The sequence below is a fragment of the Sphingopyxis sp. JAI128 genome, assembly GCF_014207235.1.
In the GTDB taxonomy this organism is placed as follows: Bacteria; Pseudomonadota; Alphaproteobacteria; order Sphingomonadales; family Sphingomonadaceae; genus Sphingopyxis.
Window position 1 is genome coordinate 195,580 of the sequence record NZ_JACHDA010000005.1, and the last position, 21,662, is coordinate 217,241.

At 63.4% G+C, this 21,662-nt stretch carries 17 protein-coding genes; 11 read left to right on the forward strand and 6 right to left on the reverse strand.

The annotated features are described in order from the left end of the window. Positions 1-21: 21 nt before the first annotated feature. The 3 genes from greA to carA all read right to left on the reverse strand — a co-directional run bounded on the left by greA (position 22) and on the right by carA (position 5,517). Complete coding sequence (gene greA, locus HDC35_RS13780; RefSeq protein WP_184647740.1) at positions 22-498, reverse strand: transcription elongation factor GreA; 477 nt, start codon at positions 496-498, stop codon at positions 22-24. A 96-nt stretch (positions 499-594) separates the two neighbouring features. After that, a complete protein-coding gene (carB, locus tag HDC35_RS13785; protein ID WP_184647742.1) occupies positions 595-3,915 on the reverse strand; it encodes a carbamoyl-phosphate synthase large subunit in 3,321 nt (1,106 codons plus the stop codon). 417 nt (positions 3,916-4,332) lie between these two features. Continuing rightward, the gene (carA, locus tag HDC35_RS13790) at positions 4,333-5,517 is read right to left on the reverse strand and encodes a glutamine-hydrolyzing carbamoyl-phosphate synthase small subunit (RefSeq protein WP_184647744.1); all 1,185 of its coding nucleotides are present in this window, start codon (positions 5,515-5,517) and stop codon (positions 4,333-4,335) included. A gap of 132 nt (positions 5,518-5,649) precedes the next feature. Between carA and HDC35_RS13795 the strand changes: the two genes are divergently transcribed. From HDC35_RS13795 to HDC35_RS13830, 8 genes are all read left to right on the forward strand, one after another. After that, complete coding sequence (locus HDC35_RS13795) at positions 5,650-6,102, forward strand: GatB/YqeY domain-containing protein (protein WP_184647746.1); 453 nt, start codon at positions 5,650-5,652, stop codon at positions 6,100-6,102. Positions 6,103-6,210: 108 nt separating this feature from the next. Continuing rightward, positions 6,211-6,600, forward strand: coding sequence for an endonuclease domain-containing protein (locus HDC35_RS13800; protein ID WP_184647748.1), 390 nt, complete (start codon positions 6,211-6,213; stop codon positions 6,598-6,600). Beyond that, positions 6,597-8,495 (forward strand): DNA primase, encoded by a 1,899-nt coding sequence (dnaG, locus tag HDC35_RS13805; protein WP_184647750.1) that lies wholly within the window; start codon positions 6,597-6,599, stop codon positions 8,493-8,495. The genes HDC35_RS13800 and dnaG overlap by 4 nt, the downstream gene beginning before the upstream one ends. 38 nt (positions 8,496-8,533) lie before the next feature. After that, positions 8,534-10,555 carry an RNA polymerase sigma factor RpoD gene (rpoD, locus tag HDC35_RS13810; protein ID WP_184647752.1) on the forward strand — a complete coding sequence of 674 codons (2,022 nt, stop codon included), beginning with the start codon at positions 8,534-8,536 and terminating at the stop codon, positions 10,553-10,555. Between the two features lie 439 nt (positions 10,556-10,994). After that, positions 10,995-11,291 (forward strand): PspC domain-containing protein, encoded by a 297-nt coding sequence (locus HDC35_RS13815; RefSeq protein WP_184647754.1) that lies wholly within the window; start codon positions 10,995-10,997, stop codon positions 11,289-11,291. Positions 11,292-11,550: 259 nt separating this feature from the next. Beyond that, complete coding sequence (locus HDC35_RS13820; protein WP_260397733.1) at positions 11,551-12,225, forward strand: DUF6975 family protein; 675 nt, start codon at positions 11,551-11,553, stop codon at positions 12,223-12,225. A gap of 111 nt (positions 12,226-12,336) precedes the next feature. Next, on the forward strand, positions 12,337-13,182 hold the full coding sequence (locus HDC35_RS13825) for a MoxR family ATPase (RefSeq protein ID WP_184647756.1): 846 nt from the start codon (positions 12,337-12,339) through the stop codon (positions 13,180-13,182). A gap of 325 nt (positions 13,183-13,507) precedes the next feature. After that, entirely contained in the window at positions 13,508-13,936 is a 429-nt protein-coding gene (locus tag HDC35_RS13830; protein ID WP_260397734.1) for a hypothetical protein, read from the forward strand. 136 nt (positions 13,937-14,072) lie between these two features. On the opposite strand, the gene katG is transcribed toward HDC35_RS13830, so the two are convergent. Continuing rightward, positions 14,073-16,274: a catalase/peroxidase HPI gene (katG, locus tag HDC35_RS13835; protein ID WP_184647758.1), complete on the reverse strand. Its 2,202-nt coding sequence runs from the start codon at positions 16,272-16,274 to the stop codon at positions 14,073-14,075. A 362-nt stretch (positions 16,275-16,636) separates the two neighbouring features. On the opposite strand from katG, the gene HDC35_RS13840 reads away from it, so the two are divergent. Further along, positions 16,637-16,789 carry a hypothetical protein gene (locus tag HDC35_RS13840; RefSeq protein WP_184647760.1) on the forward strand — a complete coding sequence of 51 codons (153 nt, stop codon included), beginning with the start codon at positions 16,637-16,639 and terminating at the stop codon, positions 16,787-16,789. A gap of 68 nt (positions 16,790-16,857) precedes the next feature. On the opposite strand, the gene HDC35_RS13845 is transcribed toward HDC35_RS13840, so the two are convergent. Together HDC35_RS13845 and HDC35_RS13850 are read right to left on the reverse strand one after the other, a co-directional pair. Beyond that, positions 16,858-19,302 carry a TonB-dependent receptor gene (locus HDC35_RS13845; RefSeq protein ID WP_184648033.1) on the reverse strand — a complete coding sequence of 815 codons (2,445 nt, stop codon included), beginning with the start codon at positions 19,300-19,302 and terminating at the stop codon, positions 16,858-16,860. Positions 19,303-19,424: 122 nt separating this feature from the next. Further along, entirely contained in the window at positions 19,425-19,595 is a 171-nt protein-coding gene (locus HDC35_RS13850) for a DUF2292 domain-containing protein (RefSeq protein WP_184647762.1), read from the reverse strand. Between the two features lie 190 nt (positions 19,596-19,785). Between HDC35_RS13850 and HDC35_RS13855 the strand changes: the two genes are divergently transcribed. Together HDC35_RS13855 and HDC35_RS13860 are read left to right on the forward strand one after the other, a co-directional pair. Then, a complete protein-coding gene (locus tag HDC35_RS13855; RefSeq protein WP_184647764.1) occupies positions 19,786-20,790 on the forward strand; it encodes a nitronate monooxygenase family protein in 1,005 nt (334 codons plus the stop codon). A 159-nt stretch (positions 20,791-20,949) separates the two neighbouring features. Further along, entirely contained in the window at positions 20,950-21,573 is a 624-nt protein-coding gene (locus HDC35_RS13860) for a hypothetical protein (RefSeq protein ID WP_260397735.1), read from the forward strand. The last annotated feature ends 89 nt before the right edge of the window (positions 21,574-21,662 follow it).

Genomic DNA, 21,662 nt, shown 5'->3' on the forward strand with positions numbered 1-21,662 from the left:
CGGTTCCTGACCCGATGCCGGTCAGATGAATTCGATCTTGGTGACCAGATAATATTTGTCGCCCGACGGCACGGTGACTTCGACCTCGTCGTCGACGCGGCGACCGATCAGCGCGCGGCCGAGCGGCGAGTTATAGCTGATCCTGCCGTCCTTGGCATCGGCCTCGGCCTGCCCGACGATCTGGTATTTCACCGGCTTGTCGTCCTCGTCGGCGAGCGTCACGGTCGCCCCGAACACGATGCGGTCGCCCGACAGTGTCGTCGGGTCGATGACCTGCGCGCGCGAAAGCTTGTCCTCGAGGTCGCCGATCGTCGCTTCGACCTGGCCCTGGCGTTCCTTGGCGGCATGATATTCGGCATTTTCGCTAAGGTCACCATGCGCACGCGCTTCCTCGATCGCATCGACGATCAGCGGTCGCTCGGCTTTGAGGGTTGCGAGTTGCGCGTTCAGCTTCTCATAGCCTTCTGCCAGCATCGGCACCTTTTCAACGCTTGCCATTATCCTGTTGTCCTTCGTCAATAATCCAGCGCCAGCGAAACTTCGCCGGGCGGCTGCGCCGCTGTTCCGTCAATGTCGGGGGGTGGAGCGGTGCCTTCAATAATAGTCCTGAAGCGGCTTTACTTCAAGAGAGTGCGCGCGAAGCGCCCCGATCGCTTGCGTCGCCGCATCGCTGGCCGCCGCGGTGGTATAATAAGCGATATCGGCTCCAAGCGCGGAGGCGCGGATCGATTGCGAATCCTGCAGCGATTGCCACCCTTCGGTGGTGTTGAAGATCAGCTGGATGTCGCCATCCTTGATCCGGTCGACGATATGCGGGCGGCCCTCGGCCACCTTGTTGACGCGTTCGACGTCGATGCCCTGCGCCACCAGATAGTCGGCGGTGCCGCCGGTCGCGATCACCTGCCACCCCCAGGCGGCAAGCTGCTTGACCGATGCGACAACACGCGGCTTGTCGCTGTCCTTGACCGACACGAAGACGCGGCCCTCGGTCGGCAGGCGGTCACCCGCCCCCAGCTGCGCCTTCGCGAAGGCGAGGTTGAAATCGCGGTCGATCCCCATCACTTCGCCGGTGGATTTCATCTCGGGGCTGAGCACCGGATCGGTGCCGGGGAAGCGCGCGAAGGGAAATACCGCTTCCTTCACCGCGACATGTTTGATGTCGCGATTGATCTTGGGCAGGTTGGCGAGTTTCTCGCCCGCCATCACGCGCGCCGCAATCTTGGCGATCGGCGACCCCACGGCCTTGGCGACGAAGGGCACCGTGCGGCTGGCGCGGGGATTGACCTCGATCAGATAGACTTCTTCGTCCTTCACCGCGAACTGGATGTTCATCAGGCCGCGCACTTCCAGCGCGCGGGCAAGCGCATCGGCCTGCCGCTCGATCTCGGCAACGATGGCCGGCGACAGGCTGTACGGCGGGATCGAACAGGCGCTGTCGCCCGAATGGACCCCGGCTTCCTCGATATGCTGGAGCACGCCTGCGACCACCACATCGGTCCCGTCGCACAGCGCGTCGACATCGACCTCGATCGCGTCGCGCAGATAACGGTCGATCAGGACGGGCGAGTCCCCCGACACCTGCACCGCGGTCTCGATATAATTTTCGAGCTGCGCCTGATCGTCGACGATTTCCATCGCGCGGCCGCCGAGGACGTAGGAGGGGCGCGTCAGCACCGGGTAACCGATGCGCGCCGCGACCGCGACGGCTTCCTCGCGGCTGCGCGCGATGCCGTTTTCGGGCTGCTTGAGGCCGAGTTTGTTGACGAGCGCCGCGAAACGCTCGCGGTCTTCGGCCAGGTCGATCGCGTCGGGGGAGGTGCCGAGGATCGGGATACCCGCCTCGGCCAGGGCCTGCGCCAGCTTGAGCGGCGTCTGCCCGCCGAACTGCACGATCACGCCGACCAGCTCGCCCTTCGACATTTCGACGTGCAGGATCTCCAGCACATCCTCGGCGGTCAACGGCTCGAAATAGAGGCGGTCCGACGTGTCATAATCGGTCGACACCGTTTCCGGGTTGCAGTTGACCATGATCGTTTCATAGCCCGCCTCTTCCAATGCGAAGCAGGCGTGGCAGCAACAATAGTCGAACTCGATCCCCTGCCCGATCCGGTTCGGACCGCCGCCGAGAATGACGACCTTCTTGCGGTCGGACGGGTTCGCCTCATTCTCGGGCTCGCCAAAGGTCGGGGCCTCGTAGGTCGAATAGAGATAGGGCGTCTGCGCCTGGAACTCCGCCGCGCAGGTGTCGATGGTCTTGAACACCGGACGCACGCCGAGCTTGTGGCGCAGCGCGCGCACTTCGGCCTCGGTCACGCCGCCGGTCATCGCCTTGACCGCCTCGTGAATCAAACCGCTGCCGTGCGCGGTCGCATGACGCGTGCCGGGCTGGAGGTTCGCCGACTGGAGCGCAAGATAGGCAAGGCGTTTGTCGGAGAAGCCCATCGCCTTCAATTTGCGCAGCCCCTCGGCGTCGCGCGGCAGGCCGTTCTTGCAAACTTCCTGTTCGGCTTCGACGATCTCGGCGATGCGTTCGAGGAACCACATGTCATAGCCCGCGACGCGGTTAATCTCGGCGAGCGGCAGCCCCTCGCGGATCGCCTGCGCGGTGTTGAGCAGCCGGTCGGGGGTGCGCTGTGCCAGCTCGTTGCGGAGCTGGTCGTGCGTCGCGCCCTTCAGCCGCTCGACGAAGTTGAAGCCCGAAAGCCCGGTCTCCAGCCCGCGCAGCGCCTTTTGCAGGCTCTCGTGGATCGTCCGCCCGATCGCCATCACCTCGCCGACCGATTTCATCGCGGTCGACAGCGTCGCCTCTGCGCCCTTGAACTTCTCGAAGGCGAAGCGCGGGATTTTGGTCACGACATAATCGATCGTCGGCTCGAACGACGCCGGCGTCACCCCGGTGATGTCGTTCATGATCTCGTCGAGCGTGTAGCCGACCGCCAGCTTCGCCGCGACCTTGGCGATCGGGAAGCCCGTCGCCTTCGACGCGAGCGCCGACGAGCGCGACACGCGCGGGTTCATTTCGATCACGATCAGACGGCCGTCCTTGGGATTGACCGCAAACTGGACGTTCGACCCGCCGGTTTCGACCCCGATCTCGCGCAGCACCGCGATGCTCGCGTTGCGCATGATCTGATATTCCTTGTCGGTCAGCGTCAGCGCCGGCGCGACGGTGATGCTGTCGCCGGTATGCACGCCCATCGGATCGACATTTTCGATCGAACAGATGATGATGCAATTGTCCTTGCGGTCGCGCACCACCTCCATCTCATATTCTTTCCAGCCGAGGAGCGATTCCTCGATCAGGACCTCGGTAGTGGGCGATGCGATCAGGCCGCCGCGGACGATATGCTCGAACTCCTCGCGGTTATACGCGATACCGCCGCCGGTGCCGCCCATGGTAAAGCTGGGGCGGATGATCGACGGCAGCCCTGTACGTTCGAGCACCGCGAACGCCTCGTCGAGCGTGTGCGCAATGCCCGATCGCGCACTTTCGAGGCCGATCTTGTCCATCGCGTCGCGGAACTTGATCCGGTCCTCGGCCTTGTCGATCGCCTCGGCATCGGCGCCGATCATCTCGACGCCATATTTCTCGAGCGTCCCGTCGTTGAACAGCGCCAGCGCGGTGTTGAGCGCGGTCTGCCCGCCCATCGTCGGCAGCACCGCGTCGGGGCGCTCCTTCGCGATGATCTTCGCGACGATCTCGGGCGTGATCGGCTCCACATAGGTGGCGTCGGCCAGCTCGGGATCGGTCATGATCGTCGCGGGGTTGGAGTTGACGAGGACGATGCGATAGCCCTCCTCCTTGAGCGCCTTGATCGCCTGCGTCCCCGAATAGTCGAACTCGCACGCCTGACCGATTACGATCGGGCCGGCGCCGATGACGAGGATGGATTGGATGTCGGTTCTTTTGGGCATTATTGGACCTTATCGGCAGGCATTTAGAAGCGAGGACTAGAACTCTCGGAAGGGGGGATCATTTTCGCGGAGAGTCCTTCGGCGCTGTGAACACAGAAAAATGGGATGGGACGGAGCGCTTCACGCATGAAACGATTTCAGGATCGCGTGCTGTGCTCGAAGCCAGAATTAGCCGACGATGCGAAATCTCCACATCCGAGTATCTTGCATCGGTTGCGCCACATTTTCGGATTTGTTCCAGCAGAAAGTGGGGACCTGCAAAATCAGGCCGCGACCCCGTTCCTTGGATATTGCCATATCCTCCCCGAACGCCGTCAGGGAACTCGAAAACGAGCGTCGATGGAGGAGAGGCCGGATCGCTCAAGGCAGCCTGCCCCGCCACCGCCAGCGCAAGATAACTATAGCCGATTGTTGCGATCATTTTAGCCCACCCACAAACTTCTCGAACAGATAGAAGCTGTCCTGCGGCCCCGGGCTCGCCTCGGGGTGATATTGCACGCTGAAGGCGTTCTTGCCGGTGATCGCGATGCCGCAGTTCGATCCGTCGAACAGGCTCTTGTGCGTTTCGACTACGCCGACGGGGAGCGTCGCGGCGTCGACCGCGAAGCCGTGGTTCATGCTCGTGATTTCGACCACGCCGTCTTCGGCGCGCTGCACGGGATGGTTCGCGCCGCGGTGGCCCTGGTGCATCTTCACCGTCCGCGCCCCCGCCGCGATGCCGAGCATCTGGTGGCCGAGACAGATGCCGAAGATCGGCACGTCGCGCTCAAGCAATCCCTGGATCACCGGCACCGCATATTCGCCCGTCGCCGCGGGGTCGCCGGGGCCGTTCGACAGGAACACGCCCGCGGGCTGATGCCCCAGCACTTCGTCGAGGCTCGCGGTCGCGGGCACCACGGTGACGCGCGCGCCGGCCTTGACGAGGTTGCGGAAGATATTGTCCTTCGCGCCATAATCGATCGCGACGACATGGGGCCGCTCGCCGCCGTCCTCGGTCGCATAGCCATGCCCCAGCGTCCACGCGCCGCCGGTCCAGTCGCCGGTGTCGGTGCGGCTGACCGCCTTCGCAAGATCCATGCCCTCGAGCCCCGCCCAGCCGCGCGCTTTGGCGAGCAGTTCGTCGATATCGAACTTGCCGTCGGGGCTGTGCGCAATCACGCCGTTCGGCGCGCCCGCATCGCGGATGCGGCGCGTCAGCGCGCGCGTGTCGATGCCCGCAAGCCCGATGACGCCCTGCTCGATCATCCACTCGGGCAAAGTCTGGACGCTACGGAAGTTGCTCGGCTGCGTCGGCAGCTCGCGCGTGATCGCGCCGAGCGCGCCATGGACGCCGCGTTCCATATCTTCGGGGTTCGCGCCGACATTGCCGATATGCGGGAAGGTGAAGGTGACGACCTGCCCCGCATAGCTCGGGTCGGTCAGTATCTCCTGATAGCCCGTCATCGACGTATTGAAACAAATCTCGCCTACCGCGGCGCCGCTCGCGCCATAACCGACGCCCCACAGGATTGTGCCATCGGCAAGGACGAGGACGCCGGTGGCACCCGAAGGCTGGCTTTTGGGCGCGATTTCAGGCGCGGCAGAGGGGTTGGCAGGTGCCATTCAACATGCTCCGGACGGGGGGGCTAAACGGCCGACCAAGTAGGCGGCAAAAAAATGATTCACAAGCTATCGGATTAGGAAACTTCTCGCTAGAGAGGGCCTTTCCGAAATTTGCAGCGCAAGAGGACACGCATGATTCGCGATGACATCAAGGCTGCGCAGGTCGCCGCGATGAAAGCGGGCGACAAGGCGCGTTTGGGCACCATCCGGCTGATGCTGGCGAAGATCAAGGACAAGGATATCGAACTTCGCACCGGCACCGCGCCGGCCGACGACGATGTGCTGGTCACCGACGTTTTGCAGAAAATGGTCAAGCAGCGCCGCGAATCGATCACCATGTACGAACAGGGCGGGCGGCAGGAGCTGGCCGACATCGAGGCGGCCGAGGTCGCGGTGATCGAGGATTTCCTGCCCGCGCAGCTTTCGGACGACGAAGCGATGGCGGCGATCAAGGCAATCGTCGACGAACTCGGCGCGACGAGTCTGAAGGATATGGGCAAGGTGATGGCGGCGGTGAAGGACCGGCTGGGGAGCCAGCTTGATATGAGCGAAGCGAGCGGGTGGGTGAAGGCGGCGTTGGGCTGATTTGAAACAAGCCCTCCCCCGACCCCTCCCGCAAGCGGGAGGGGAACAAGGTAGCCGCGAGCGCATATTCTCCCCTCCCGCTTGCGGGAGGGGTCGGGGGAGGGCCTGTTGGATAAAGGCTACAAACGACCGACTGCGCGTTCCCGCGAACTACGTCTGAATGCTACGCCCGCCGAACGGGCTTTGTGGGCGCAATTGAGCGCCCGCAAAGTCAGTGGCGTTCGTTTCAATCGCCAATTTCCCATCGGCCCGTTCATCTGCGATTTCGTCTCGCGATCAGCCAGGCTCGTCATCGAAGTCGATGGCGGGCAACATGCGGTTGATGTAGAAAAAGACCAATCGCGCACAGCCTATTGGGAAGCACAGGGATATCGAGTGATCCGGTTCTGGAACAATGATGTGCTGGAACGGATCGCTGGGGTCGTGAGCGAGATCGAGCGCGCTCTTGCGGACATGCCCTCGCCTAGCCCCTCCCGCGAGCGGGAGGGGAACTCATGACCCTCACCCCGCAATGGCTGGACGAACTGCGCTCGCGCATCACGCTGTCGACCCTCATCGGGCGCACGGTGAAAATCACCCGCGCCGGGCGCGAATATAAGGCGTGCTGTCCTTTCCATAACGAAAAGACGCCGAGCTTCACGATCAACGACGAAAAGGGCTTCTACCACTGTTTCGGCTGCTCGGCGCATGGCGATGCGATCCGCTGGATGACCGACCAGCGCGGGCTGTCGTTCATGGATGCGGTCAAGGAACTGGCCGCCGAGGCCGGGATGGAGGTTCCCGCCGCCGATCCGCGCGCCGCCAAAAAGGCCGAGGAGGCGGCGAGCCTGCGCGATGTCGTGCAGGGCGCGGCCGACTGGTTCACGCAGCAACTGGACAGCAGCAACGGCGCCCCGGCGCGCGAATACCTGGCGAAGCGCGGGATTTCGGATGCGACGCGCAAGGCCTTTGGCTTTGGCCTCGCGCCCGAGAGCCGCAGCGCGCTGAAAGACGCGCTCAAGAAATTCCCGACCGCGATGCTCGTCGAGGCGGGGATGCTGATCGCGCCAAAGGAATATGGCTCGGACAAGGAGCCCTACGACCGCTTCCGCGGACGGTTGATGATCCCGATCCGCGACGCGCGCGGGCGCGTCATCGCGTTCGGCGGGCGCATCTTGGGCGACGGCGAGCCCAAATATCTGAACTCGCCCGACACACCGCTCTTCGACAAGGGGCGCACGCTCTATAATCTCGACAAGGCGAGCCCCGCGTCACGGCAGACGAACCGGATCATTGTCGTCGAAGGCTATATGGACGTCATCGCGCTCGCCGAAGCGGGGATCGCCGACGTGGTCGCGCCGCTCGGCACCGCGCTCACCGAAAACCAGCTCGGCATGATCTGGCGGATGGTCCCCGTGCCCGTGCTCTGCTTCGACGGCGACAGCGCGGGACAGAAGGCTGCGATGCGCGCCGCAATGCGCGCGCTGCCCCTGCTCCGCCCCGGCTTCAGCCTCGCCTTCGCGACAATGCCCGCCGGGCAGGACCCCGACGATATCGTTCGCGCGCGCGGCGCGGCGGGCTTCGCCGAAATCCTGGGCGAAGCGCAGCCGTTGGTCGAGCGGCTGTGGGCGCACGAGGTCGCCGCCGGGCCGCTCGCGACGCCCGAGGAACGCGCCGCGCTCAAGACCCGCCTGCTCGCGCACGCCGATGCGATCGAGGATGCCGACGTGCGGCACCATTATCGCGAGGCGTTCCGCGAACGGCTCGACGCGCTCTTCGCGCGGGCGCGCCCCGAACGCGGGCCGCGCCAGCCGTGGACGCCAGGCGCCGCGCGGGGCGGTTTCGGCGGAGGGGGCCGCCGCTTCGTCCCCGATCCGCGATTGCAACCTCCGGCGGATGAAACGCGTTTCATCGGGCAGGCCGGGATCGCGGCGCCGCTGATCGCCGCGCTCATCGGCGGGTTGCTGCGCTATCCGGCGGTTATCCGGCGCCACGACGAGGAACTGGCGCGCCTGTCGATCGGCGATCCCGCCGACGCCGAATTGCTCGACGCGATGCTTGACATCGCGATGCGGCAGGAAGGGCTTGATTGCGAGGGGTTGCTTGCCATATTGGAGCCAATGAAAGTGTATAATAGGGCGACGACATTGCTCCGAGCCGATGGAATGCACTTCTCATTCAATCGCTCGCCGAAAAAGAATGAGGCCATCGATCATAATCGGGCGCAGAGGGAACTTTCGGAGTTCATCTCTCTCGTGAACACGCAGGCGGAGCTGAAAATGCGCCGGTTGCAAGCCGACGAGATCGCGAGGGCCCGACTCGACGACCAATCCATCGCGGAGCAGAACCGGCTGCGGGCGATGGATGAAGACCTGATGCACCGGCTCCAGGCGCTGCGCGAAGGCGGCGCCTAGAACCGAAACCACCAATTGCCCCAAGGCAAGGAACAAGAATGGCCACCAAGAACACCGCCGCCGAAACCGACACCGACGCCCCGCTGATCGACCTGAACGAGGCCGACGTCAAAAAGCTGATCGCGCGCGGCAAGAAGCGCGGATATCTGACCTATGACGAGCTGAATGCGGCGCTGCCGCAGGATGAGATGTCGTCCGAGCAGATCGAGGATATCATGTCGGCAATCTCCGACATGGGCATCAACATCGTCGAAAGCGACGAAGATGTGCAGGAAGAGGCCGAGCAGGAAAGCGACGACGAAGTCGATGTTTCGGCGGGCACGGGCTCGGTGTCGAACCCCGCAATCGAGAAAAAGAAGGAAACGGTCGATCGCACCGACGATCCCGTTCGCATGTACCTGCGCGAAATGGGCGCGGTCGAGCTGCTGTCCCGCGAAGGCGAAATCGCGATCGCGAAACGCATCGAGGCCGGCCGCGACACGATGATCCTCGGGCTTTGCGAAAGCCCGCTGACCTTCAACGCGATCATCGACTGGTCGACCGCGCTGAACAATGGCGACATGCAGTTGCGCGAGATCGTCGATCTCGAGGCGATGCTCTCGAAGGACCCGGCGCCCGAGAACCTCGACGAAGAAGGCGCCGAGGATGACGGCGAAATCAGCGAAAAGACCGCCGGTGTCTCGTTCAAGGACGAGGACGAGGTCGAAGAAGAGCCCGCGGCCGACGGCGACGACGAGGATGGCGAAGGATCGTCGGGCAAGCGCGAGAACTTCGAGGAGGATGAGGAAGACAACACGCTCAGCCTCGCCGCGATGGAAGAGCTTCTGAAACCCGACGCGCTCGAAAAATTCGCAAACATCACCAAGAGCTTCAAAGCCTTCTCGAAGCTGCAGGAGGCGCGCCTCGAATCGCTTTCGGGCGGCGAGGAATTCCCCGCGGCCTCGGAAAAGAAGTACCACAAGCTGCGCGAGGAGCTCACCGCGCAGGTCGAGAGCGTGCAGTTTCACGGCACCAAGATCGAATATCTGGTCGACCAGCTCTACAGCTACAATCGCCGCCTGACCGCGCTGGGCGGTCAGATGCTGCGGCTAGCCGAGCGCCACAAGGTGCCGCGCAAGTCGTTCCTCGACAATTATGTCGGGCGCGAACTCGAAGAGAATTGGCTCGATCAGGTCTCCGGGCTCGACAAGAAATGGGCCGCTTTCGCCGAGAATGAAGCCGGCGCGGTCGACCGCATCCGTATCGAGATCAGCGAAATCGCGCAGGCGGCGGGCATGAGCCTCGTCGAATTCCGCCGCGTCGTGAACATGGTGCAGAAGGGCGAACGCGAAGCGCGTATCGCCAAGAAGGAAATGGTCGAGGCGAACCTACGCCTCGTCATCTCGATCGCCAAGAAATACACCAATCGCGGCCTGCAATTTCTCGACCTCATCCAGGAAGGCAATATCGGCCTGATGAAGGCGGTCGATAAGTTCGAATATCGCCGCGGCTACAAGTTCAGCACCTATGCGACCTGGTGGATCCGGCAGGCGATCACCCGCTCGATCGCCGACCAGGCGCGCACGATCCGCATCCCGGTCCATATGATCGAAACGATCAACAAGCTGGTGCGGTGCAGCCGCCAGTTCCTCCACGAAAGCGGCCGCGAGCCGACGCCCGAGGAAATGGCCGAGCGCCTGTCGATGCCGCTCGAAAAGGTCCGCAAGGTGATGAAGATCGCCAAGGAGCCGATCAGCCTCGAAACGCCGATCGGCGACGAGGAAGACAGCCATCTCGGCGATTTCATCGAGGACAAGAATGCCGTCATCCCGGTCGATGCCGCGGTGCAGTCGAACCTCAAGGAAACGGTGACCCGCGTATTGGCGTCGCTGACCCCGCGCGAGGAACGCGTGCTTCGCATGCGCTTTGGCATCGGGATGAACACCGACCATACGCTCGAAGAAGTCGGCCAGCAGTTCAGCGTGACGCGCGAACGTATCCGCCAGATCGAGGCGAAGGCGCTCCGCAAGCTGAAACACCCGTCGCGGTCGCGCAAGATGCGGTCGTTCCTCGACCAATAAGCACGGATCGAGAGCGAAGATATCAAGGGCGGTCCGGCCAACGGGCCGCCCTTTTTCATCGGTTGCGGGGTGGATTCCGGACATTCGTGTCGAGCGAAGTCGAGACACCCATCGACGACGCGCCTAGCCCGATGGGCCGCCATTCTCCAATGCTGCGGCGCACAAATATTCTGCCCGATCCTCTTTAAATCTTCGTATTTCAACGCCAGATAGCCGTCGTCGAGCGAAGCGGCGCGCTTCATCAACGGTTCACGCGGCACCCATCAAATGGCGAACATTCCTAATCAATGGGAATGGATTCACGATCCAGAGCAGATGGTTCGGCGCAACCGACCCCATAAAGCTCGGATTTTCGGGGATTGCTGAAACTGGCACGGCCTTTGCGATGCATTGGGCATCGACGCGGGGCGAAGCCCGCAGCCAAAGGGAAAGACAAAAAATGGACAACGAAACCACCAACCTCTTCCGCCGCCGCGACACGTTTTTCGGAATTTGCGAGGCCGTTGGCCAGGATTTTGGCTTCAATCCCCTGTGGCTTCGCCTCGCCTTCATCGCACCGCTCTTCTTCTTCCCGGTGCAGACCTTCATGGCCTATTTCGCACTCGGTCTCGTCGTCCTCGCGTCGCGGCTGATCTTCCCAGCAAAGACGGCAGCTTCGGCGCAGCCCGCGCAGAATGCGGTCGCCGCCGACGCGCCGAAGGCCGAAAGGGCCGAGGAACTCGCGCTCGCAGCTTGAGCGGTACCGGCCGGGCATCCCTCTCCCCGTCTGGCCTCTCCGCTCCGATGGCGCCCAGGCGCCATAGACGGGGCCGGCAAGCTCTCCCCGGTGCTTGCCGGCCCCCTTGCCTTCCAGCCATGTGTCCCTGACTGGAACAGGAAAAATATGGATCGACCCACTGCTTATAAACGCGACGTTTACGACGTCGGTTTATGACCGATCGCTGACATTCCATTGGCTTGGGCGCGAGCGCCTCCGCCACAGCGAGGATCGAGCGTTGAGCCCATCGACACAGCCCCAGCTGCCGACCCGCGACGTCGCCGAGATGCTCGATTCGCTGGTCGCCGGCGATGGCACCGGCGCGCATCCGCATGTTCGCTCGGGCGCGCTGTCGACCGGCCCCGAAGCGATGCGCAACCTCGCCGACGCGGTGCATTTCCTCTGCCTGCTTCACGGTCGCCATCCGGGCGTGATCGACAATGCCGCGCGCAAGGCGGTCGATCCGGCCTCGCGGCAATGGATGGACGAAGCAGCCGACGCCTTCGTCGTCGAACGCGCCTTCCTTTCGAAAATCGCCTCGGCGGTCGGCCCGGTACCGAGCACGCAGGGTCAGGCCCAATGCGAAGCCGCCGTCGCCGCGCAGCGCAAGGCGATCGACATGCTCGCCGAATCCGATCGCCATGGCTGCGCCGTCGGCGCCGCAATCGCGCTGACGCTCGACTGGCGCACGATCCGCGTCCTGCTCGATATCAGCGCCCAGCGGCTCGACATTGCCCCGCCGACGTGCACCTTGCCCGACCTGCGCGACACCGCGCGGCTCGCCGGGACCGTGGCCGGCGGCAACCCCGCCGTCGAGCGCGCGATGGTGTTCGGCGCGCAGCAGCTGATCGCCCAGCACAGCGGCTTGTGGGATCTGCTGTCGGTTCGCGCCGCGAGCCGCGTCCACCCCTGATCCGCAGCGCGCGGCGCTCCCGCGAGCCGCGCGAACCGGAGTCCGCTTGCACCGCTCTCCAGCCGCCGCTATGCCCGCTTGACGTTCACGTTAAGGGAAAGGCTGCGCCGCATGCGTTTCGAAGGTACCAGCGCCTATATCGCCACCGACGACCTGAAGGTCGCGGTCAATGCCGCGACCTTGCTGCGCCGCCCGCTGCTCGTGAAGGGCGAACCCGGCACCGGCAAGACCGTGCTGGCCGAGGAAATCGCCAAGGCCTTCGACGCGCCGCTGATCACCTGGAACATCAAATCGACGACCAAGGCGCAGCAAGGGCTCTACGAATATGATGCGGTGGCGCGCCTGCGCGACGGACAGCTCGGCGAGGAACGCGTCCACGATATTCGCAACTATATCCGCAAGGGCAAATTGTGGGAGGCGTTCACCTCGCCCAAGCTCCCCGTGCTGCTGATCGACGAGATCGACAAGGCCGATATCGAATTCCCGAACGATCTGCTCCAGGAACTCGATCGCATGGCCTTCCATGTCTATGAGACCGACGAGACGATCACGGCAAGGGAACGCCCGATCGTCGTCATCACATCGAACAATGAAAAGGAATTGCCCGACGCCTTCCTGCGTCGCTGCTTTTTTCACTATATCAAATTCCCCGACCGCGACACGATGGCCGAGATCGTAGAGGTCCACTTCCCCGGCATCCAGAAGACGCTGGTGAGCCGCGCCATGGATATCTTCTACGAAGTGCGCGAGGTTCCCGGGCTCAAGAAAAAGCCGTCGACGAGCGAACTGATCGACTGGCTGAAACTGCTGCTCAACGAGGATATGCCGCTCGAAGTGCTGCAGAACCGCGACGTCGGCAAGGCGATCCCGCCGCTCCACGGCGCCTTGCTCAAGAATGAGCAGGACGTGATGCTCTTCGAAAAGCTGGCCTTCATGGCGCGGCGTCAGGGGAGCTAGGCCGGCGGAGAAATCGGGAAGTCGGAATCGACCGGAAGCTGACCAGCGCGCCGCGCTGACGGAGGGGCATTGACGCGACCGTCGCGGCCCCCTCCACCACCGCTGGGCGGCAGTCCCGCTGGCGCTACGCGCCCTTTGCGACTCCCCCATCGCTACGCGACAGGGAGGATATGCTTCGTCGCCACCCCGGACTTGATCCGGGGTCCATGACTTCGGCTGCGATGGATCCCGGATCAAGTCCGCGATGACGAACATCTGGAATCCATCCAAAACCGGCGTTCGAAAACCCTTTCCTACATTATCCAGCCATGCTCCATACTGACAGATGGAACACAGCACCCTACCCGCCCCCCTCCTCGCCGGCACCTGCCTCGCTTTCACCCCCGTCCCCGGGCAGCGCCACCGCGCCGACGGCTGGACGCCCGACACACAGGCCAATTTCATCCGCGCACTCGAAGCGATGGGTTCGGTCGGACGGGCGACAAAGGCCGTCGGCATGGGGCGGCGTTCGGCCTACCGCCTTCGCGACCGGCCCGGCGCGGCGAGTTTCGCCGCTGCATGGGACCGCGCGATTTCGATGGGACGCACGTACCAATTCAGCATCGCAATGGACCGCGCGATCAACGGCGTCACCATCGTGCGCGTGCTGAAAGGCGGCGCTGTCGATGTCTCGGGCGGCCCCGACATGGACATTGTCCGTTCGGCGCTGCGCGAAGATGCCACACCGCTTAAGGCCACAAAGGACACAGTTTGAACGCGCGCATGCGAGGCTTTTGTGGCTTTAGGCAAAAAAGACCCGCCCCCAGGCCCATGTCCCCGGGGGCGGATCGCGACCCGTCGTCCTTTGGCCGCCCCGGCCCCGCGGTATGATGCGGGGCCGGGGCGCCGGATCAGGCGAGGTCGAAACGATCGGCGTTCATCACCTTGGTCCACGCCTTGACGAAGTCGCGCACGAATTTTTCGCCATTGTCGGACTGCGCATAGACTTCGGCCACCGCGCGCAGTTCCGAATTGGAACCGAAGATCAGGTCGGCCCGCGTCGCGCGCCAGGTCTCGCCGCTACTCTTGCGGTCGGTCGCGACATATTCCTGATCGTCCGCTCCCTCGACCGCCTTCCACACATTGGTCATGTCGAGCAGGTTGACGAAAAAGTCGTTCGTCAGCTGCCCCGACCGCTTGGTGAAGTGACCGTGCCCGCGCTCGCCATGGTTGGCGCCGAGGACGCGGAGGCCGCCGACCAGAACCGTCATTTCGGGCACCGACAGGCCGAGCAGCGAAGCGCGATCCAGCATCATCTCCTCGATCTTCACCGCGAGCTTCTTCTTGCCGACATAGTTGCGGAAGGCGTCGGCTTCGGGCTCCATCACCTCGAAGCTCTCGACGTCGGTCTGCTCCTGCGACGCGTCGCCGCGGCCGCCGGTGAAGGGCACCGCGACGCTGAACCCCGCGTCCTTGATCGCCTTTTCAAGACCCACGACGCCGCCGAGTATGATGGCATCGGCCATCGACATCGAACCGCGCAGCCCGTCGAGCGTATCCAGAACCTTGGCAAGCATCGCGGGCTCATTGACCTCCCAGTCCTTCTGCGGCGCGAGGCGCACGCGTGCGCCGTTGGCACCGCCGCGAAAGTCCGATTTGCGGAAGGTGCTCGCCGACGCCCAGGCCGTTTTGATCAGCTGACTGACCGTCAGGCCCGACGCCGCGATCTTGTCCTTCACCGCGTTGACGTCGGCATCCGACGGCATCGAACCCGCCGGGATCGGATCCTGCCAGATCAGGTCTTCGGCAGGGACTTCGGGGCCGAGGTAGCGGATCTTGGGCCCCATGTCGCGGTGCGTCAGCTTGAACCAGGCGCGCGCAAAGGCGTCCTTGAACGCTTCGTGGTCGGCGCGGAACCGCTCGCTGATCGCGCGAAACTCGGGGTCGCGCTTCAGCGCCATGTCGGCGGTGGTCATCATCGTCGGGACCTTGATGGTCGGATCCCACGCCGCCGGTGCCATATCCTCCTCTTTCTGGTTGATCGGCTGCCACTGGTTCGCGCCGGCGGGCGACTTCACCAGCTCATATTCATAGTCGAACAGCAGGCGGAAATAATTCTCGGTCCATTCCCTGGGGGTGTTGGTCCAAGCGCCCTCGATGCCGCTGGTCACCGTATGCTCGCCGATGCCGCCGCTTTCGTGGCTGCTGACCCAGCCGAAGCCCTGCGCGGCAAGGTCGCCGCCCGCGGGCGCATTGCCGAGCAGCGAGGCGTCGCCATTGCCGTGCGCCTTGCCGAAGGTGTGGCCGCCCGCGGTCAGTGCGACGGTTTCCTCGGCGTTCATCGCCATGCGCGCAAAGGTTTCCTTCATGTCGCGCGCCATGCCCGCGTCGTCGTGCGGATTGCCCTGCGGCCCTTCGGGATTGACGTAGATAAGGCCCATCTGGATCGCGGCGAGCGGACCTTCCAGCTCGTGCATGCCGTGCTCGGGGGCGATGCGCGTCTGCACGCCCTGGTTGACCCATTTGTCTTCCGAGCCCCAATAGATGTCGCGCTCGGGCTCGAACACATCGGCGCGGCCGCCGCCGAAGCCGAACACCGGCCCGCCCATGCTTTCGATCGCAACATTGCCAGTCAGGATGAACAGGTCGGCCCAGCTGATCTTGTTGCCGTATTTCTGCTTGATCGGCCACAGCAGGCGGCGCGCCTTGTCGAGGTTACCGTTGTCGGGCCAGCTGTCGAGCGGCGCGAAACGCTGTTGCCCGCTGTTGGCGCCGCCGCGGCCGTCGGCGGTGCGATAAGTGCCCGCGGCGTGCCACGCCATGCGGATGAAGAAGGGGCCGTAATGGCCATAGTCGGCCGGCCACCAGGGCTGGCTGTCGGTCATCAGCGCGGTCAGGTCGTTCTTCAGCGCCTGATAGTCGAGCGACTTGAACGCCTTCGCATAGTCGAAATCATCGCCGAGCGGGTTCGAGGAGCCGTTGGGGTTGAGGATCTCGGTTGCCAGCATTTCGGGCCACCAGTCCTTGTTGGTCCGGCCGAGCAGCGCGCGAACGCCGCCGGGCTGGTGGACAGGACAGCCGCCCGCGGCATCGATGGGGGTCTGGTCGTTCATGCAGTCTCTCCTTTTATGGCTGGGATATATGCTGGCGCGGCAGCATGACCCGCACATGACGAGCGAGCGACCAGGGCCGCTGAATGGCTTGTCATGCAGGCATGGCGCGAGTCGATGCCGTCATCCCTTCGTTCTGACCTGCGGACGATAGGCCGCCCATCCCGATCGACCTAAACGAATAAGGTGAATTCAGTGATTGAGTGGCCCGATCATAGACCCGGCCGCCAGGCGCCCTCCACCGCGTCCATCGCGGAACTGCCACGCCTTGGCGAAAGGCGGCCGAAAACCGGAACATCGAACCCGTTCAAAGGGTTGATCGGACGCCGCATCGATGAATGTCCGCGGCAAAAAGGAGATGGAAAGTGGCTAACGATCCCAACCAGCAGAATGAGAAGAAACCGCAGGCGGACCGCGACGAAGAAGAGCGCCGCCAGCAACAGCAGCAGGGCGGCCAGAACCGCCAGCCCGGCAGCCAGCGTCCCGATCAGGACCGCCAGAACCCGCAACAGCGCTGAATTCAGGCTGTATGAGAAAGGGGCGGCCTGCGGGCCGCCCCTTTTCATTCGAACATGCACGATGGGGGTCAGAAGCTGGCTTTGATCGTCCCGCCCCACGTCCGCGGATCGCCCGGCAAGCCGACAATCAAACCGGTGTTGCCCGGCCCGACGCTCAACTGTTCGAGATAATTCTTGTCGAACGGGTTGCGGACCCAGCCAAATATGTCGATGCCATTCTCGGTCCGGAAACCGGCGCGGAAGTTCGAAAGCGAATAGCCCTGGATCCAGGTGTAGGCGGACGGCGACGGGTTCGACGAGAAACTCGACCGGTAACTGCCGTCATATCCCAAATAATATTGCCCCTGCTGTCCGAAAAGGTCGGATTCGGCATTCGCCTCCGCTCCGAAGGAGAAAGCCCATTTCGACACGCCCGGCAGGCGCTGGCCCGAGATGTCGCAGTTCGCCGGACTGATGCCGCCCGCTGTCCCCGGCGCGCTAGGCGCCTGCCCCGCGCCCGCCGTCGTCCCGCCGGAAAGCTCGGGCGGGCACGGCGCATCGACGAAACGCTTGTATTTGGCATCGGTATAGGCGCCGTTGACATAGGACCGGAACCGTTCGCTCGGCCGCGCCGAGACGTCGAACTCGACACCTTGCGTGCGAACCTTGTCCGCATTCGCCAGATAACCGCGCAGCACACCGAACTGGCCGTTGTTCACATTGGCCTGATAGTTTTTGATGTCGGTGCGAAAAGCCGTGACGTTCAATGTCGCCTTCCGATCGAAGAATTCGGCCTTCACGCCCGCCTCATAATGATTCACCGATTCCGGCTTCACCGTCGCCGCATCCAGGATCGGGTTATTCGCGGCATTGCTCGGAACGCCATTCTGGTTGATCCCGCCCGATTTGAAGGTCTTGGCATAGGTCGCATAGAATAGCAGGTCGGGCGTCGCCTTGTACGTCGCCGTCAAATCATAGCTGAAATTCCAGTCGCTGAACGATGGCGAAATTTCCTGCGGGGCAAAGACGCCCAGCCGCGCGACAGTGATCGCATCGGTCGGACCGAACAGGATCGGGGTGCCGTCGCCGGCAAAGACTCGGCGCTGATAGAAACCGTCCTTCTTGTCATAATTCAGGCGGACGCCCGGCTGGATCGTGAACTGGTCGGTGACCTTCCAGCTGACCTGCCCGAAGAGCGCGGCACTCGTGTTCTTGAGATATTGGGTGTTGATAGCGGTCAGGCCGTCGAGCACCGCAGGATCGTTGGCGAGTGCGCTTGCCGGATTGAGCGTCCAGCGGCTCGATGCCGGACCATGCGCTTCGGTGCCCTGCGTGTCGATGCGCTGGTAATAATAGAAACCGCCGAGGACGAAATCGAAGCGGTCGCCCGTGCAGTTGTAGCGCAGTTCCTGCGTATATTGGTCCTGCTGCGACGGGTTCTGCGACTTGGTGACGATCGGCAGCCCGGTGAAATCGCGGTCGTTCTCGGGCTGCCAATCCCAGTAACGCCATGCGGTGACCGAGGTCAGCGTGCCAGGGCCAATATCCCATTTAAGGCGCAGCGCCGCGCCGCCGATCTCGTTCCCGGCGTTGAGGTTCGCGTCGAGGTCGGTCACGCGGTCATAGGAGTTTGTGCTGGGCACGACATAGCCCTGCGCCGCGGCGAGCGCGGCATATTGGCGGTTCAACGGGCGTTGCGTCGCGCCGGTACGGACGAAAACCGAGCTGCAGCACACCGCATCCTGCTTATTCCAGTCGCCCGACAGGGTAATGCCGAGATCGTCGTTCGGCTGCCACAGCAATTGTCCCCGGATGCCGATATTGTCCTGGCTTTGGGTCCAGCGGTCGGTCGCAACATTGAAGATGGTACCGCGACGGCTGGTCGACGACATGGCGATACGCGCCGCAAGCCTGTCCGACAGCGGGCCCGAGATCGCGGCCTTGGCCTGCTTGAAATTGAAATTGCCGACGCTGACCTCTGCCTTGCCCTCGAAATCGAAGGTGGGCTGGTTGGTGGCGATGTTGATCGCGCCCGCCGTCGTGTTCTTGCCATAGAGCGTCCCCTGCGGCCCGCGCAGCACTTCGATCTGTGCGACATCCAGGAAGTCGAAGGTCGAAGAGGCGACGCGCGAATAATAAACGTCGTCGATATATATGCCGACGCCTTGCTCGATGCCGTCGTTGGTCAGGCCGAACGGCGCCCCGATACCGCGCACGTTGACCGCGGTGTTGCGCGGGTTTGACGAATAGAATTGGAGGGTCGGCGTCAACTGCGTCAGGCGGCCGACATTGAAACTGCCCGTATTGTCGATCTGCTCGCCCGCAACCACCGAGATAGCGATAGGGACATCCTGTGCGGTTTCCTGTCGGCGGCGGGCGGTGACGATGATTTCGCCGCCATAGCTGCCGCCTTCGGCCTGTGCCATGGCATCGTCTGTGCCAGTCGAGGTGCCGTCTGCGGCACTTTCTTCGGCCATTGCCGGGGTCACGGCAAGCGCGAGCAAAAGGGATAGCGTCAGCGAATCGGCCTGCATACGGCGGCGGGCGGATGGATATTTCGCGGTCATGGGTCATTTCCTGCTGCATAAGAAATCACCACATCCGGTGGTCCGGTCTGCGGCAGGATGAGGGACATCCCTCTTTGGGAGCTGTTGAATCAGTTGGGGTAGCGATGCCGCTCGGTCACATCGACCTGCACCAGACGCCCTTCATGCACGGTCAGCTGGATCGCGCCGAACTTCAGCTTGTTGAGTGCTTCCAGCACCGACCGGATGGCGCGCGGTAGTTCTTCGGAGCCGTCCTTTGTGCCTTCGTTGACTGCGCTCATGGTAGTTCCTTTCCCTCCTAGCTTCGCACAGCAAGAATATGCCAAGTGATTTAGTTGACAATGATCTATTTGCTTTCTGCGCCGAAAGGTTCGGTTGCCGCGCCAAATGGATTCAGGCGTGCGACGGGCCGACAGTCGCAACGACACCAGGGATTGCGCGCGAGTCCCAGTGCTGGCAAAGGCGAGCTCAATGAGCAAAATTAACGATCTGATGGCCCGCGGGACCGAGCTTCTCGGGAGCGACTATGCCATTCTTTGCGGCGCGATGAGCTGGGTCTCCGAACGCCATCTGGTCAGCGCGATCAGCAATGCCGGCGGGTTCGGGGTGATCGCATGCGGCGCCATGACGCCCGATCTTCTCGATGCCGAAATCGCCGCGACCAAGGCGCTGGCGACGCGCAATTTCGGCGTCAACCTGATCACCATGCATCCCCAGCTTTTCGAACTTATCGACGTCTGTGCCAAACATGGCGTCGCCCATGTCGTGCTTGCCGGCGGGCTGCCGCCCAAGGGTAGCCTCGAAGCGATCAAGGCGTCGGGGGCAAAGGTCATATGTTTCGCGCCGACCCTCGCGCTCGCGAAAAAGCTTATCCGGTCGGGCGTCGATGCGCTGGTCATAGAAGGCATGGAAGCGGGCGGCCATATCGGCCCCGTATCGACGAGCGTGCTGGCGCAGGAAATCCTGCCGGCACTTGCCGACAAAGTCCCGATCTTCGTCGCCGGCGGCATCGGCCGCGGCGAAGCGATCGCCGCCTATCTTGAGATGGGCGCATCGGGCGTCCAACTCGGCACCCGCTTCGTGTGCGCGATCGAAAGCATCGCGCATCCCAATTTCAAAAAAGCCTTCCTCCGCGCCTCGGCGCGCGAGGCGATCGCGAGCGTCCAGATCGATCCGCGCCTGCCCGTCATCCCCGTCCGCGCGCTCAGAAACGCGGGGACCGAAGCCTTTACTGCGAAGCAGCGCGAGGTCGCGAACAAACTCGACACGGGCGAGGTTGATATGATGGCGGCGCAGCTTGAAATCGAGCATTATTGGGCGGGCGCGCTGCGCCGCGCGGTGATCGACGGCGACGTCGAGAATGGCTCGTTAATGGCAGGGCAATCTGTCGGCATGGTATCGCAGGAAGAAAGTGCCGCCGAGATCATCGCAACTTTGGCGCAGCAGGCCGAAAGCGCGTTGCGCGCACGGGATTGACGCCGCATATTTGCGGTTGGGGAGTGGATCATGAATTTGTCGCGTAAGATTATCGTCGCCGCCCTGCTCGCGGGTCTGGCCGCTTGTACGAAGGCGCCGCCCCCGCCCCCGCCGCCTCCGCCGCCCCCGCCGCCGGTCATCATCATTCCGCCGCGGCCGTTGCCGCCGGGCAACGCGTCGCTCACGCAAATCCTGCCCGGGCGCGGCATCGATGGCCGCTTCGTCACTGCGAACAGCGGCGTGACCGGCGACCGGGCTTTCTGGCAGTTGAAGATCGGGCTCAACGTCGCCGCGATCGGCTGCCGGGGTCTCGAAGAAGCCTCGCTCGTTTCCGCCTATAACAACATCATCAAAACCCATGGCAAGGTGATCAAGTCGACCGAGAAGAGTGTGATCTCCCAGCTTGGGAAGGAGAATAAGAACAACGGAATCGCTCCGCGTGATCGGCTGTCGACACAACTATTTAACTATTTTGCGCAGCCGCCGGCGCAGCGCGATTTCTGTGTGCGCGCCAACGAGATCGCCCAGATCGTCTCTACCACTCCAAGCGCGCAGCTTGTCGAGCAAGCACCCGCGCATCTTGCCCGACTCGATCAACCATTTGTCGATTTCTACGAAGCCTATGCAAAATATCAGGCCGACTTGGTTGCCTGGGATGCCAAATATGCCCCGCCGCCGCCGATCATGAGCGCACCTGCCCCGATTGGCCCGACGGTCACGAACGGCGCCGTGGAGCCCAGCGCAGTTGCAACGGACCCGGCGACGCCAGAGGCGGGCAGCTGACGGGAATCTTCGCCGACGCGGTACGCGGCAACAGAATAGGGAATCGCGCGCGGAGTATTGGCGCGGTTCGCCTCCTTCTGTTAGCAGGG

Bases quoted from the DNA above. Each gene is read 5' to 3' on its own strand.
- greA (WP_184647740.1), bottom strand. From the start codon at position 498: ATGGCAAGCGTTGAAAAGGTGCCGATGCTGGCAGAAGGCTATGAGAAG.
- carB (WP_184647742.1), bottom strand. From the start codon at position 3,915: ATGCCCAAAAGAACCGACATCCAATCCATCCTCGTCATCGGCGCCGGC.
- carA (WP_184647744.1), bottom strand. From the start codon at position 5,517: ATGGCACCTGCCAACCCCTCTGCCGCGCCTGAAATCGCGCCCAAAAGC.
- HDC35_RS13795 (WP_184647746.1), top strand. From the start codon at position 5,650: ATGATTCGCGATGACATCAAGGCTGCGCAGGTCGCCGCGATGAAAGCG.
- dnaG (WP_184647750.1), top strand. From the start codon at position 6,597: ATGACCCTCACCCCGCAATGGCTGGACGAACTGCGCTCGCGCATCACG.
- rpoD (WP_184647752.1), top strand. From the start codon at position 8,534: ATGGCCACCAAGAACACCGCCGCCGAAACCGACACCGACGCCCCGCTG.
- HDC35_RS13815 (WP_184647754.1), top strand. From the start codon at position 10,995: ATGGACAACGAAACCACCAACCTCTTCCGCCGCCGCGACACGTTTTTC.
- HDC35_RS13825 (WP_184647756.1), top strand. From the start codon at position 12,337: ATGCGTTTCGAAGGTACCAGCGCCTATATCGCCACCGACGACCTGAAG.
- HDC35_RS13830 (WP_260397734.1), top strand. From the start codon at position 13,508: ATGGAACACAGCACCCTACCCGCCCCCCTCCTCGCCGGCACCTGCCTC.
- katG (WP_184647758.1), bottom strand. From the start codon at position 16,274: ATGAACGACCAGACCCCCATCGATGCCGCGGGCGGCTGTCCTGTCCAC.
- HDC35_RS13845 (WP_184648033.1), bottom strand. From the start codon at position 19,302: ATGCAGGCCGATTCGCTGACGCTATCCCTTTTGCTCGCGCTTGCCGTG.
- HDC35_RS13850 (WP_184647762.1), bottom strand. From the start codon at position 19,595: ATGAGCGCAGTCAACGAAGGCACAAAGGACGGCTCCGAAGAACTACCG.
- HDC35_RS13855 (WP_184647764.1), top strand. From the start codon at position 19,786: ATGAGCAAAATTAACGATCTGATGGCCCGCGGGACCGAGCTTCTCGGG.